At 69.5% G+C, this 13516-nt stretch carries 13 protein-coding genes; 8 read left to right on the forward strand and 5 right to left on the reverse strand.

The window, feature by feature from the left end; translation table 11 throughout:
• The first annotated feature begins 102 nt into the window (after positions 1-102).
• The 8 genes from ASF45_RS20075 (at position 103) to ASF45_RS20110 (ending at position 7872) form a co-directional block, all read left to right on the forward strand.
• Complete coding sequence (locus tag ASF45_RS20075) at positions 103-3051, forward strand: monovalent cation/H+ antiporter subunit A (RefSeq protein WP_056666701.1); 2949 nt, start codon at positions 103-105, stop codon at positions 3049-3051.
• 1 nt (position 3052) lies between these two features.
• Positions 3053-3406 (forward strand): Na+/H+ antiporter subunit C, encoded by a 354-nt coding sequence (locus tag ASF45_RS20080; RefSeq protein WP_056666705.1) that lies wholly within the window; start codon positions 3053-3055, stop codon positions 3404-3406.
• Between the two features lie 62 nt (positions 3407-3468).
• Positions 3469-5118, forward strand: coding sequence for a monovalent cation/H+ antiporter subunit D (locus tag ASF45_RS20085; protein ID WP_056667056.1), 1650 nt, complete (start codon positions 3469-3471; stop codon positions 5116-5118).
• Positions 5115-5621 carry a Na+/H+ antiporter subunit E gene (locus ASF45_RS20090; RefSeq protein WP_056666708.1) on the forward strand — a complete coding sequence of 169 codons (507 nt, stop codon included), beginning with the start codon at positions 5115-5117 and terminating at the stop codon, positions 5619-5621. The genes ASF45_RS20085 and ASF45_RS20090 overlap by 4 nt, the downstream gene beginning before the upstream one ends.
• Positions 5618-5896, forward strand: coding sequence for a K+/H+ antiporter subunit F (locus ASF45_RS20095; protein ID WP_056666711.1), 279 nt, complete (start codon positions 5618-5620; stop codon positions 5894-5896). The genes ASF45_RS20090 and ASF45_RS20095 overlap by 4 nt, the downstream gene beginning before the upstream one ends.
• Before the next feature lie 10 nt (positions 5897-5906).
• Positions 5907-6272: a monovalent cation/H(+) antiporter subunit G gene (mnhG, locus tag ASF45_RS20100; RefSeq protein WP_056666714.1), complete on the forward strand. Its 366-nt coding sequence runs from the start codon at positions 5907-5909 to the stop codon at positions 6270-6272.
• 8 nt (positions 6273-6280) lie between these two features.
• Positions 6281-7210: a rhodanese-related sulfurtransferase gene (locus ASF45_RS20105; protein WP_056666717.1), complete on the forward strand. Its 930-nt coding sequence runs from the start codon at positions 6281-6283 to the stop codon at positions 7208-7210.
• Entirely contained in the window at positions 7207-7872 is a 666-nt protein-coding gene (locus tag ASF45_RS20110) for a glutathione S-transferase (protein ID WP_056666720.1), read from the forward strand. Before ASF45_RS20105 ends, ASF45_RS20110 begins: the two co-directional genes overlap by 4 nt.
• A 10-nt stretch (positions 7873-7882) precedes the next feature.
• Here ASF45_RS20110 and ASF45_RS20115 read toward each other — a convergent pair whose 3' ends face one another.
• From ASF45_RS20115 to ASF45_RS20135, 5 genes are all read right to left on the reverse strand, one after another.
• Positions 7883-8935: an acyltransferase gene (locus ASF45_RS20115; RefSeq protein ID WP_056666723.1), complete on the reverse strand. Its 1053-nt coding sequence runs from the start codon at positions 8933-8935 to the stop codon at positions 7883-7885.
• Between the two features lie 13 nt (positions 8936-8948).
• Positions 8949-9908, reverse strand: a complete 960-nt coding sequence (locus ASF45_RS20120) for a nitronate monooxygenase family protein (RefSeq protein WP_056666726.1) — start codon at positions 9906-9908, stop codon at positions 8949-8951.
• Between the two features lie 28 nt (positions 9909-9936).
• Positions 9937-11724 carry an acyl-CoA dehydrogenase gene (locus ASF45_RS20125; protein ID WP_056666729.1) on the reverse strand — a complete coding sequence of 596 codons (1788 nt, stop codon included), beginning with the start codon at positions 11722-11724 and terminating at the stop codon, positions 9937-9939.
• Between the two features lie 80 nt (positions 11725-11804).
• A complete protein-coding gene (locus tag ASF45_RS20130; protein ID WP_056666732.1) occupies positions 11805-12737 on the reverse strand; it encodes an electron transfer flavoprotein subunit alpha/FixB family protein in 933 nt (310 codons plus the stop codon).
• Between the two features lie 19 nt (positions 12738-12756).
• Positions 12757-13506, reverse strand: coding sequence for an electron transfer flavoprotein subunit beta/FixA family protein (locus ASF45_RS20135; RefSeq protein ID WP_056666735.1), 750 nt, complete (start codon positions 13504-13506; stop codon positions 12757-12759).
• Positions 13507-13516 lie beyond the last annotated feature (10 nt).

Genomic DNA, 13516 nt, shown 5'->3' on the forward strand with positions numbered 1-13516 from the left:
GACCTGACCCGCGGCTGACGCCCGGCGCAAGCCTCGAAAAAGCTTGCTCCACGAGGGAAACACCAAAGGGAAGGCCTTCGCCCATCGATAAAATTGATCGCGATGTCCCTGGCCCTGCTCGTCCTCGCCCCCTTCCTCGGCAGTGTCCTCGCGATGTTCATGCCATCGACGGCCCGCAACCGCGAGGCGACGCTCGCCGGCCTGGTTGCGCTGGGCTGTGCGCTCCACCTGGGCATGCAGTTCCCGCAGGTCACCGGCGGCAACATGCTGCGCGAGGAATACCTGTGGCTGCCCACGCTGGGCGTGAACCTCGTGTTCCGCCTGGACGGCTTCGCCTGGCTGTTCGGCATGCTGGTCACCGGCATCGGCACGCTGGTGGTGCTGTACGCGCGCTACTACCTGTCGGCCTCCGACCCGGTGCCGCGCTTCTTCTCGTTCTTCCTGGCCTTCATGGGTTCCATGATGGGCGTGGTGCTGTCGGGCAACCTCGTGCAGATGGTGTTGTTCTGGGAGCTCACGAGCCTGTTCTCGTTCCTGTTGATCGGCTACTGGCACCACCGCAAGGACGCACGCCGCGGCGCGCGCATGGCGCTCACGGTCACGGGCGCAGGCGGGCTGTGCCTGTTCGCCGGCGTGCTGCTGATCGGCCGCATCGCGGGCAGCTACGAGCTCGACGCCGTGCTCGCCGCCGGCGCGCAGATCAAGGCCCACGCGCTGTACCCGGCCGCGCTGGTGCTGGTGCTGCTGGGCGCCTTCACCAAGAGCGCGCAGTTCCCGTTCCACTTCTGGCTGCCGCGCGCCATGGCGGCGCCCACGCCGATCTCCGCCTACCTGCACTCGGCCACCATGGTCAAGCTCGGTGTGTTCCTGCTGGCCCGGCTGTGGCCCGCGCTGGCCGGCACCGAGCAATGGTTCTGGCTGGTCGGCGGGGCCGGCGCCATCACGCTGCTGCTGGGCGCCTACGTGGCGATGTTCCAGAACGACCTCAAGGGCCTGCTGGCCTACTCCACCATCTCGCACCTGGGCCTGATCACGCTGCTGCTGGGCATGAACAGCCCGATGGCCACGGTCGCCGCCGTCTTCCACATCATGAACCACGCGACCTTCAAGGCTTCGCTGTTCATGGCTGCCGGCATCATCGACCACGAGAGCGGCACGCGCGACATCCGCAAGCTCTCGGGCCTGGCCAGGCTCATGCCCATCACGGGCCTGCTGGCCATCATCGCCAGCGCCTCCATGGCCGGCGTGCCGCTGCTGAACGGCTTCCTGTCCAAGGAGATGTTCTTCGCCGAGACCGTGTTCCTGCAGTCCACGCCCTGGGTCGACCGCGCGCTGCCGGTGCTGGCCACGGTGGCCGGGCTGTTCAGCGTGGCCTACTCGGCGCGTTTCGTGTTCGACGTGTTCTTCGGCCCCTCGTGCATCGGCGCCGTGCCCAAGCCGCCGCACGAGCCGCCGCACTGGATGCGCGTGCCGGTCGAACTGCTGGTGCTGGCCTGCCTGGTGGTGGGCGTGGCGCCCGAATGGTCGGTTGGCCCGTTGCTGGCCGCGGCCGCCGCGCCCGTGGTCGGCGGCACCCTGCCCGAATACAGCCTGGCGGTCTGGCATGGCTTCAACCTGCCGCTGGCCATGAGCTTCGTGGCGCTGGCCGGCGGCGCCGTGCTGTACCTTGTGCAGCGCCGCCAGCGTGAAGCCGGCCGCCTGGCCCGCACGCCGGTGCTGCACCGCTTCGACGGCCAGCGCGTGTTCGAGAACCTGCTGGCCCGCGCATCCGAAGCCGGCCGCCGCAGCCGCCGCCTACTCGCGACGCACCGGATGCAGACACAGTTGCTGCTGCTGGTCTGCGTGGCACTGGCCGGCGCCAGCGCATCGCTGTGGTTCACGCCGGTCACGCAGGGCGAGCGATCACCGCTGCCGTTCTCGCCCATGTTCGCGATGACCTGGGTGATCGGCTGCATCTGCGCCATCGGGGCGGCCTGGCAGGCCAAGTTCCACCGGCTGGCCTCGCTGATGCTGGCCTCGGGCGCGGGCCTGACCTGCTGCCTGACCTTCATCTGGTTCTCCGCACCCGACCTCGCACTCACGCAGCTCGTGGTCGAGGCCGTCACCACCGTGCTGATCCTGCTGGGCCTGCGCTGGCTGCCCATGCGCAGCAAGTTCGTCGTGCAGTCCGCGCGCGAACGCATCCTGCCCTGGGGCCGCCGCGGGCGCGACCTGGCGATCGCCATCGCCGCCGGCTGCGGCATGTCGGCGCTGGCCTGGCTGGTCATGACGCGCGATTCGGTGGGCAGCATCTCGCCCTTCTTCCTGGACCGCGCGCTCACCGAGGGCGGTGGCACCAACGTGGTCAACGTGATGCTGGTGGACTTCCGTGGCTTCGACACCTTCGGCGAGATCACGGTGCTGGGCATCGTCGCGCTGACGGTCTATGCGCTGCTGCGACGCTTCCGCCCCGCACCCGAATCCATGGCCTTGCCGCCGCAGCAGCTGGCCCAGTCCGATGATGGCAGCAGCGACGTGTTCAACCCGCGCCTGGCCAAGGACACCGCCGTCGGCTACCTCATGGTGCCGGCCGTGCTGGTGCGCCTGCTGCTGCCGCTGGCGGTGCTGGTGTCGGTCTACTTTTTCCTGCGTGGCCACAACGCGCCGGGTGGTGGCTTCGTCGCCGGCCTCGTGATGTCGGTCGCGCTGCTGCTGCAATACATCGTGTCGGGCACGGAATGGGTGGAGGAACATTTGCGCATCTACCCGCGCCGCTGGATCGCGGTGGGCCTGCTGTTGGCGCTGGCCACGGGCGCCGGCGCCATCGTGCTGCACTACCCCTTCCTGACCACGCACACGGCCCATGTCACGCTGCCGGTGCTGGGCGAACTGCACATCCCCAGCGCGCTGTTCTTCGACACCGGCGTGTTCGCCCTCGTGCTGGGCTCCACCATGCTGATCCTGACGAGCCTGGCGCACCAGAGCGTGCGCAGCCACCGCTGGTCCGAGGAGCAGGACCAGCGCCTGGCTGAAGCCCGTGCGGCCCTGTCCGGCAACACGGAAGACCACTGATTTGGAAGCCGTCCTCGCCATCGCCATCGGCGTGCTCACCAGTTCAGGCGTGTACCTGCTGCTGCGCCCGCGCACCTTCCAGGTCATCATGGGCCTGACGCTGATCTCCTACGCCGTGAACCTGTTCATCTTCAGCATGGGCCGGCTCAAGGTCGACAGCGAGCCCGTGCTCGTGTCCGGCGTGATCGCCACGCTGGCCAACACCGCCGACCCCATGCCCCAGGCCCTGGTGCTGACGGCCATCGTGATCGGCTTCGCCATGACGGCGCTGTTCCTGGTCGTGATGCTGGCCTCGCGCGGATTGACGGGCACCGACCATGTGGACGGGACAGAGCGCAGCGAGGTGCCGGAGTGAACAGCCTGCACCTGCTCTTCGACGACGCCAGGCACCTGCTCGACCGGCTGCTGGAATTCAGCATGCCGCACCTGATCGCCGTGCCCATCCTGCTGCCCATGCTGACGGCCGCGCTGATGCTGCTGCTCGACGAGCGGCAACGCCGCACCAAGGCCACGCTGACGGTGGTCTCCGGCCTGCTGGGCATGCTGGTCTCGCTGGCGCTGTTGCGCTGGGTCAATGCCGCCGCCACGGGCGACGGCCCGGGCTCCATCGGCGTGTACCTCGCCGGCAACTGGATGGCCCCGTTCGGCATCGTGCTCGTGGCCGACCGGCTCTCGACCATGATGGTGGCGCTGACCGGCGTGATCGCGTTCGCCGCCTCGATCTACTCCACCTCGCGCTGGGACCGCGTCGGCGTGCACTTCCACCCCATGCTGCAGCTGCAGCTGATGGGCCTGAACGGTGCCTTCCTGACGGGTGACCTGTTCAACCTGTTCGTGTTCTTCGAGGTCATGCTGGCCGCCTCCTATGGCCTGTTGCTGCACGGCTCGGGCCGCCAGCGCGTGCAGGCCGGGCTGCACTACATCGCGATCAACCTGGCGGCCTCCTCCATGTTCCTGATCGGCGCGGCCATGCTCTACGGCATGACGGGCACGCTGAACATGGCCGACCTGGGCCAGCGCATCGCACAGGTCGACCCGGCCGATCGCGGCCTCGTGCACGCCGCGGCCGCCATCCTGGCCACGGCCTTCTTCGCCAAGGCCGGCGCCTGGCCGCTCAACTTCTGGCTGGTGCCGGCCTACGGCAGCGTGGTGGCGCCGGTCGGCGCGGTGTTCGCGCTGCTGACCAAGCTGGGCGTCTACACCGTGCTGCGCCTGTGGAGCGTGCTGTTCGGCGCGGATGCCGGCGCATCGGCCCAGTTCGGCCAGACCACCATCCTGGGCCTGGGCCTGGTCACGCTGTTCGTCGGCGCGCTCGGGGTGCTGGGCACACAGCGGCTCGCCCTGCTGGCCAGCTACAGCGTGCTGGTCTCGGCCGGCACCCTGCTGGCCGCCGTGGGGCTGGGCCAGGCCGCCGTCTGGGCCGGCGCGCTGTACTACCTCATGAGCTCCACGCTGGCCGTGAGCGCGCTGTTCCTGCTCGTGGACATCGTCGAGCGCTGGCGCAACGGCTCCAGCGTGGCACCGCATGCGGCCGACGACGACGCGCCCTTCCTCAGCGAAGACCTGCGCCTCTTGTCCGACGTGAACCTGGACGACGACGCGCAGGCCCTGTACGGCCGCGCCATCCCGGCAGGCGTGGCTTTCCTGGGTCTGGCCTTCATCCTGTGCACGCTGCTGCTGGCCGGTCTGCCCCCCCTGTCGGGTTTTGTTGGCAAATTCGCGATGCTCTCGGGCCTGCTGCAGGCGCCGCAGCTCGGCAACGCCGGTGTCTCCGTCATGGTGCTGCTGATCGGCGGCGGTTTCCTGACGCTGGTGGCGCTGTGCCGCGCCGGCATCCGTTACTTCTGGAACCAGCCGCACGCCAACATGCCGGCGCTGCCGGCACTGGAGGTGCTGCCGGTGGCCGGCCTGCTGCTGGCCGCCATCGGCCTGACCATCGGCGCGGGGCCTGTCATGCAGCACGCCCAGGCCACGGCCGAGGTGCTGCACTCTGGCCGGCACTACCGCCAGGCCGTGATGGCTGCCAGTCCCGTGCCGCCGCCGCCGTTCAAGGAGAAGACGCCGTGAAGCGCCTGCTGCCGTCGCCCCCGCTGTCGGCCACGTTGTTCGTGGTCTGGCTGCTGTTGCACCAGTCGGTGGACGCCAGCACGCTGCTGTCGGCCTTCGTGCTGGCCCTCGTCGTGCCGCTGATCACACAGGGTCTGCGGCCAGCCACCGTGCGCATGCGCAAGCCCCGGGTGGCCTTGCACCTGGCGGGCGCGGCGCTGTTCGACATGCTGGTCTCCGCCAAGAACGTGGCGTGGATCGTGCTGACACGGCGCAACGTGCGCCTGACCAGCTACTTCGTCGTCATCCCGCTGGAGCTGCGCGACCCCAACGGCCTCGCCGTGCTGGCCATGATCATGTGCCTGACGCCAGGCACGGCCTGGGGCGAGCTCTCGCTGGACCGCAGCAAGCTCCTGATCCATGTGTTCGATCTCGTGGACGAGGCCGATTTCATCGCCCGCCTGAAGCTGCGCTACGAGCGCCCGCTGCTGGAAATCTTTCAACCGGAAGGGAATACGCCATGAGCCCCATCCTGTTCTGGGGCCTCAAGATCGCCCTGTTCCTGCTGGCCGTGGCCATGCTCTGCGCGCTGTTCCGGCTGCTGGTCGGCCCGGCCGCGCAGGACCGTGTGATGGCGCTGGACTGCCTGTACATCAACGGCATGCTGACCATGCTGGTGCTGGGCATCACCTACACCAGCAATGTCTACTTCGAGGCCGCCATGCTGATCGCGCTGTTCGGTTTCGTCGGCTCCACGGTGCTGGCCAAGTTCCTGTTGCGCGGAGAGGTGATCGAATGAGGGCGCTGCCATGACTCCGCTGCCGATCTGGGCCGAAATCCTGACCGCGCTCTTCGCGGTGGCCGGCGCGGCCTTTGCCGCCATCGGTTCGTTCGGCCTGGTGCGTCTGCCCAGCTTCTACAACCGCATCCACGCGCCCACGCTGGGCGCGACCGCCGGCGCCTGGTGCGTGATGCTGGCCACCGTCGTCTACTTTTCGGTGCAGGGCACCAACCTGTTCCTGCACGCCATCCTGATCGCACTGTTCGTGGCGCTGACGGCCCCGGTCACCACCATCTTCCTGATGCGCGCGGCCCTGTTCCGCGACCGCCAGAAGGGCGTGGACCTGCCGCACGCCAGCCACTCCCAGCCCCTGGCGCCCGACGCCGGCGATTGAAACGCACCGTGCCGCGCACCGCCTCGTTCTACTGCTTCGCCGCCCTGGCGGACTGCGCCGCGCTGGTGGAACCCTTGCGCGCGCTGTGCGCGGCGCAGGATGTGCGCGGCAACATCCTGCTGGCGCCAGAGGGCATCAACGGCAGCATCGCCGGCCAGGCCGAGGCCGTGCAGATGGTGCTGGCGCACCTGCGCGCCGATCCGCGGCTGGCCCGCCTGGCCGTACGCAGCGCCGACTGCGCCAGCGTGCCGCTGCACCGCCTCAAGGTGCGCTGCAAGCGCGAGATCGTGACGCTGGGCGTGCCAGGCCTGGACCCGGTCGGCCAGACCGGCGAACACGTGCCGCCCGCGCAGTGGAACGCGCTGCTACAGCGTCCCGGCCTCGTGCTGCTGGACGTGCGCAACGGCTACGAAGTCGCCATCGGCAGCTTCGCCGGTGCCGTCGATCCGCAGACCGCTGCCTTCACCGACTGGCCGGCCTGGATCGCAGACCAGTCGCGGCCCGGCGGCCTGCTGGACGGCCAGCCGGCCGTGGCCATGTTCTGCACCGGTGGCATCCGTTGCGAGAAGGCGTCCGCCCTGCTGCGCGCCCAGGGCTTCGGCGAGGTCTACCAGCTCGAAGGCGGCATCCTGAACTACCTGGAGCAGGTGGCGCCGGAGCACAGCCGCTGGCAGGGCGAGTGTTTCGTGTTCGACGAGCGCGTGGCCGTGGGCCACGGCCTGGCCGCCGGCAGCCACAGCCTGTGCCGTTCCTGCCGCCAGCCGTTGTCGACCGCGGACCGGGCCTCGCCGCTGTTCGTCGAAGGCGTGCAGTGCGCGCACTGCGCCGCGCAGCGTGACGACGGCCAGCGCGCCGGCTACCGCGAACGCCAGCGCCAGATGGACCTGGCGGCCGCGCGCGGCCAGACCCACCTGGGCCTGCCCGACAACCGGGCATGACGGCCATGCCGCCGGTGCTGTATTCGTTCCGGCGCTGCCCCTACGCGATGCGCGCGCGGCTCGCGCTGTTGGCCGCCGGCCAGGTCTGCACGCTGCGCGAGGTGGTGCTGCGCGACAAGCCGCAGGCCCTGCGCGAGGCCTCGTCCAAGGCCACCGTGCCCGTGCTGGTGCTCGCCGACGGCCAGGTCATCGACGAGAGCCTGGCCATCATGCAATGGGCGCTGGCACGCCACGATCCGCTGGGTTGGTGCCGCCCCACGCGCGGCGACCCGGCGCAGATGCTTGCGCTCGTCGAGGAAAACGACACCGGCTTCAAGCCGCTGCTGGACCGTGCCAAATACCCGCAGCGCTTCGGCCTGGCGGACGCGCTGGAACCGCGCCTGGCCTGCGCGCCCTTCCTGGCGGACCTGGAGCAGCGGCTGGGGCAGGCGCCGTTCCTGTGCGGTGGACATGCCACGCTGGCCGACGCCGCGCTGTTTCCCTTCGTGCGCCAGTTCGCGGGCGTGGCTCCGGACTGGTTCGCCGCCCAGCCCTGGCCTCGGCTGCAGCGCTGGCTGCAGGACTGGCAGGCCACGGCGCTGTTCGCGCGCGCGATGGAGAAGTTCGCGCCCTGGCAGCCGGGCGATGCACCGCTGCTGTTCCCCGCCGGCCCGCAGGCCTGAACAGGGCGGCTCAGACCGTCATTGCCAGCATGCCGGCGGCCAGCACCGCCACCTGCCATCCGAGCGCGGTGCGCGGCCGCACGACGCGCTGCTCGAGCCGGTGCAGGCCGGCACCGGCCAGCAGCGACAGCGCGAACACCAGCGCCATGCCCAGCAGGTGCACCGTGCCGCCATCGGGCCACAGCCATCCCCACAGCGCACCGACCGCCAGCAGCACGGCGAAATGCACAAGGAACACCGGGTAGGAGACGGCGGCCAGCCAGGCCATCCAGCGCGGCGGCTGCCAGCCCATGGCCCCCTTGGCCTGCAGCAGGCCCAGCAGCAGCGCACAGGCCCAGGCCACGGCGATGCGGTCGCGCCACCCCCCGGCCAGCGCCACGGCGCCCAGCAACGCCACGGCCGCGAGGCCGGCCCAGGGCCGCGAGGCGCGGGCCGCCCAGCCGGCCAGCAGGCCCATGCCATAGGCACCGAAGAAGTACAGCGCGGTCGCGTCGAGCTGCGGTTCGAGGTTGCACCACAGCAGCGACAAGGCCGTCAGTGCCGCGACGGCCGCCACGGCCCAGCTGCCGGGCAGCCGGCACAGCAGCGTCGCCAGCGCGAACAGCTGCAGGTCGATCGCCACATACCAGACGCCGGCCGACAGCGACTCCTCGCCCAGCAGGTCCTGCACCAGCAGCAGATGGGCCAGCAGCTGCATCCAGGTCGGGGTGGCCGGCGCATCGGGATGGCCCAGGCTGCTGCGCACCGCGTCGGACACCAGGATGGCCAGCACCAGCGCCCCCGCGTAGGGCACCAGCAGGCGCAGGTAGCGCCGGCCCACCTGTTCGGCCCAGGGCGTGGATGGCGCACGGCCCGGCCCCATGCTGCGTGCCAGCAGGAAACCCGAGACCACGAGGAACACCTGCACCGCCATGCGGCCATAGGCGAACAGCCAATCGACCACGGCCGGCGCCAGCGGCCGGGCAAGGTCGGACATGGGCCCGTAGAAGGCCAGGTGGTGCCAGACGATCAGCACGCAGGCCAGGGCCTTGAGTGCGTCGACCGGACCGAGCCGATCGTTCATGGAAACAGGCGTGTCAGGCGAGCAGGCGCCGGCGCGCTTCGTCGTATTCGCGGCGCAGCTGCGCGATGAACTCGGCCGCCGGCCGCACCTTGTCGATGACGCCGATGCCCTGGCCGCTGCCCCAGATCTCCTTCCAGGCCTTGGGCTTGCTGCTGCCGCTGGAGAAGTTCATGGCGCTGGGATCGCTGACGGGCAGGTTCTCCGGGTCCAGCCCCGCCGCGCGGATGCTGGCCGCCAGGTAGTTGCCGTGCACGCCCGTGAACAGGTTGCTGTAGACGATGTCGTCGGAGCTGCCGGCCACGATGGCGTGCTTGTAGCCTTCCGCCGCGCGCGCCTCCTCGGTGGCGATGAAGGCCGAGCCGATGTAGGCGAAGTCCGCGCCCATGGCCTGGGCCGCCAGCACCGCGCCGCCCGTGGCGATGCTGCCCGACAGCGCGATGGGGCCGTCGAACCACTGGCGGATCTCCTGCACCAGCGCGAAGGGGCTCTTGATGCCGGCATGGCCGCCGGCGCCGGCCGCCACGGCGATCAGGCCATCGGCGCCCTTTTCGATCGCCTTGCGCGCGAACTTGTTGTTGATGATGTCGTGCAGCACCACGCCGCCGTAGCTGTGGGCCGCGGCGTTGATGTCCTCGCGCGCGCCCAACGAGGTGATGATGATGGGCACCTTGTACTTCACGCACATGGCCATGTCGTGCTCGAGCCGCTCGTTGGACTTGTGCACGATCTGGTTGATCGCGAACGGCGCGGCTGGCCGCTCCGGATGGTCGCGGTTCCAGGCCGCCAGGCCCTCGGTGATCTCGATCAGCCATTCCTCCAGCTGCTCGGCAGGGCGGGCGTTGAGCGCCGGCATGGAGCCGACCACGCCCGCCGTGCACTGGGCGATGACGAGCTTGGGGTTGCTGATGATGAACAGCGGCGAGCCGATGATGGGCAGCGGCAGGTGCGCCAGGGCGCCGGGCAGTCTGGACATGGGTCTCCTTGTTGGTATCGAACTGTTTTTAGAACGCTTCCAGCGGCAGCGCTGTCACGCTGGCGGCACCATCGACGATGGCGTCGCGCTGGCCTGGCGCGCGGGTCAGGATGTGCTCGGCGTAAAAGCGCGCCGTGGCGATCTTGGCGTTCATGAAAGCCGGGTCTTCGGCCCGGTGCTGCTCGGCCGCCAGCAGGCCGCGCGCCAGCTGCCAGCCCGCCACGAGGTTGCCGGCCAGCAGCAGGTAGGGCACGGAACCGGCGTAGACGGCGTTCGGGTCGCTGCGGCTGGCGCCCGCGATGAAGTCCACCACCTGCACGTAGGCCTGGCGCGCGGCGGCCAGGCGGCGCGCCACGGCCTGGGCGTCGGCGCTGCCGCTCTTCGCCAGCTCGGCCTCGGTGGCCTCGACCTGGGCGGCGATGGCCTTGGCGCCCTTGCCGCCGTCGCGTGCGGTCTTGCGGCCCACGAGGTCGTTGGCCTGGATCGCGGTCGTGCCCTCGTAGATCGGCAGGATGCGCGCGTCGCGGTAGAACTGCGCCGCACCGGTCTCCTCGATGAAGCCCATGCCGCCGTGCACCTGCACGCCCAGCGAGGTCACCTCCAGGCTCATCTCGGTGCTGTAGCCCTTGACCAGCGGCACCATGAACTCGTAGAAGGCCTGGTTGTCCTTGCGCACCTGGGCGTCGGGATGGTGGTGGGCCGCGTCGTAGGCGGCCGCGGCCACGCTGGCCATGGCGCGGCAGCCCTCGGTCAGCGCGCGCATGCTCATGAGCATGCGGCGCACGTCGGGGTGGTGGATGATGGGCGCGCTGGCCGCCACGCTGCCATCCACGGGGCGGCTCTGCACACGCTCCTTGGCGAAGGCGGCTGCCTTCTGGTAGGCCGTCTCGGCCACCGCGATGCCCTGCACGCCGACCGCATAGCGGGCCGCGTTCATCATGATGAACATGTACTCCAGGCCGCGGTTCTCCTCGCCGACCAGTTCGCCGATGGCGCCCTCGCCCGCATCGCCGAACTGCAGCACGGCCGTGGGGCTGGCCTTGATGCCCAGTTTGTGCTCGATGCTGACGCAGCGCACGTCGTTGCGCGGGCCGAGCGAACCATCTGCGTTCACCAGGAACTTGGGCGCGACGAACAGGCTGATGCCCTTGACGCCCTCGGGCGCGCCCTGCACGCGCGCCAGCACCAGGTGGACGATGTTGTCCGCCATGTCGTGCTCGCCGTAGGTGATGAAGATCTTGGTGCCGAACAGCTTGTACCGGCCGTCGGGCAGCGGCTCGGCGCGCGTGCGCACCAGGGCCAGGTCGCTGCCCGCCTGCGGCTCGGTCAGGTTCATGGTGCCGGTCCACTCACCGCTCACGAGCTTGTCCAGGTAGGTGGCCTTGAGCGCATCGCTGCCGGCCGTCAGCAGCGCTTCGATCGCACCGTCCGTCAGCAGCGGGCACAGCGCGAAGCTGAGGTTGGCCGAGTTCAGCATCTCGCCGCAGGCCGCGCCGATGGTCTTGGGCAGGCCCTGGCCGCCGAAATCGACAGGGTGCTGCAGGCCCTGCCAGCCACCCGCGGCGAACTGCCGGAAAGCCTGCTTGAAGCCCGGCGTGGTCGTGACCACGCCGTCTTTCCAGGACGAGGGATTGCGGTCGCCGGCCTCGTTGAGCGGCGCCACCACATCCTGGTTGAAGCGGGCGGACTCCTCCAGCACAGCCTGCGCCGTCTCCAGCCCGGCATCCTCGAAACCCGGCAACTGCGCGATCTGCTCGATCCGCGCCAGGTGGCGGATGTTGAACAGCATGTCTTTCAGCGGCGCGACGTAGGCCATCACCATCTCCTCTTCTCGTCACAAAAAAAGGGCATCGCGCTGCGATGCCCTTGTGCACTGAACCGCGGCGGTTCAGCGCCTCACAGTGCCTTGACCAGTTCCGGCACGGCGACGAACAGGTCCGCCTCCAGGCCGTAGTCGGCCACCGAGAAGATCGGTGCCTCGGGGTCCTTGTTGATGGCCACGATGACCTTGCTGTCCTTCATGCCGGCCAGATGCTGGATCGCGCCCGAGATGCCGGCTGCGATGTACAGCTGCGGCGCCACGATCTTGCCGGTCTGGCCCACCTGCAGGTCGTTCGGCGCGTAGCCCGCGTCCACGGCCGCGCGGCTGGCGCCGATGGCCGCGCCCAGCTTGTCGGCCAGCGGGGTCATGACTTCGGTGAACTTCTCGGCGCTGCCCAGGGCACGGCCGCCGGAGACGATGATCTTGGCGGCCGTCAGTTCCGGGCGCTCGCTCTTGGCGATCTCCGAGCCGACGAAGCTGCTCTTGCCGCTGGCGGCGACAGCCGACAGGCTTTCCACGGCAGCCGAGCCACCCGTGGCCGCGGCGGCGTCGAAGCCGGTGCCGCGCACGGTGATGACCTTGACGCTGTCGCCGCTCTGCACGGTGGCGATCGCGTTGCCGGCGTAGATCGGGCGCTCGAAGGTGTCCGCGCTGTCGACCTTGGTGATGTCGCTGATCTGGCTCACGTCCAGCTTGGCGGCCACGCGCGGGGCCACGTTCTTGCCGCTGGCGGTGGCCGGGAACAGGATGTGGCTGTAGTTCGACGCGATGGCCAGCACCTGGGCGGCGACGTTCTCGGCCAGGCCATGGGCCAGGCCTGCTGCGTCGGCGTGCAGCACCTTGGCGACGCCGGCGATCTGCGCGGCGGCCTTGGCGGCCTCGGCGGCGTTGTGGCCGGCCACCAGCACGTGCACGTCGCCACCGATGGCGGCGGCAGCGGTGACGGTGTTCAGGGTCGCGCTCTTGATGGAGGCGTTGTCGTGTTCTGCGATGACGAGGGTGGTCATGTTCTTTTCTCTCCCTGGATCAGATGACCTTGGCTTCGGTCTTCAGCTTGGCGACCAGCGTGGCCACGTCGGGCACCTTGACGCCCGCGCTGCGCTTGGGCGGCTCGCTGACCTTGAGCGTCTTGAGCTTGCTGGCAACGTCCACGCCCAGGTCCTCGGGCTTGAAGGTGTCCAGCTGCTTCTTCTTGGCCTTCATGATGTTGGGCAGCGTGACGTAGCGCGGCTCGTTCAGGCGCAGGTCGGTGGTGATCACGGCCGGGATCGACAGGCTCAGGGTCTCCAGGCCGCCGTCCACTTCGCGCGTCACGTTGACCTTGTCGCCCGCGACTTCGACCTTGCTAGCGAAGGTGGCCTGCGGCAGGTCGGCCAGGGCCGCCAGCATCTGGCCGGTCTGGTTGGCATCGTCGTCGATGGCCTGCTTGCCGAGGATCACCAGGCCGGGCTGTTCCTTGTCGACCAGGGCCTTGAGCAGCTTGGCCACGGCCAGGGGCTGCAGCTCGGCATCGGTCTGCACGAGGATAGCGCGGTCGGCGCCGATGGCCATGGCGGTGCGCAGGGTTTCCTGGCACTGCTGCACGCCACAGGAGACGGCGATCACCTCGGTGACCACGCCCTTTTCCTTCAGACGCACGGCTTCTTCGACGGCGATCTCGTCAAACGGGTTCATGCTCATCTTGACGTTGGCGATGTCGACGCCGCTGCCATCGGACTTCACGCGAACCTTGACGTTGTAGTCGACCACGCGCTTGACGGGGACCAGGACCTTCATTGATGCGACT

It is taken from the genome of Pseudorhodoferax sp. Leaf265, assembly GCF_001422365.1.
Taxonomy (GTDB): domain Bacteria; phylum Pseudomonadota; class Gammaproteobacteria; order Burkholderiales; family Burkholderiaceae_C; genus Pseudorhodoferax.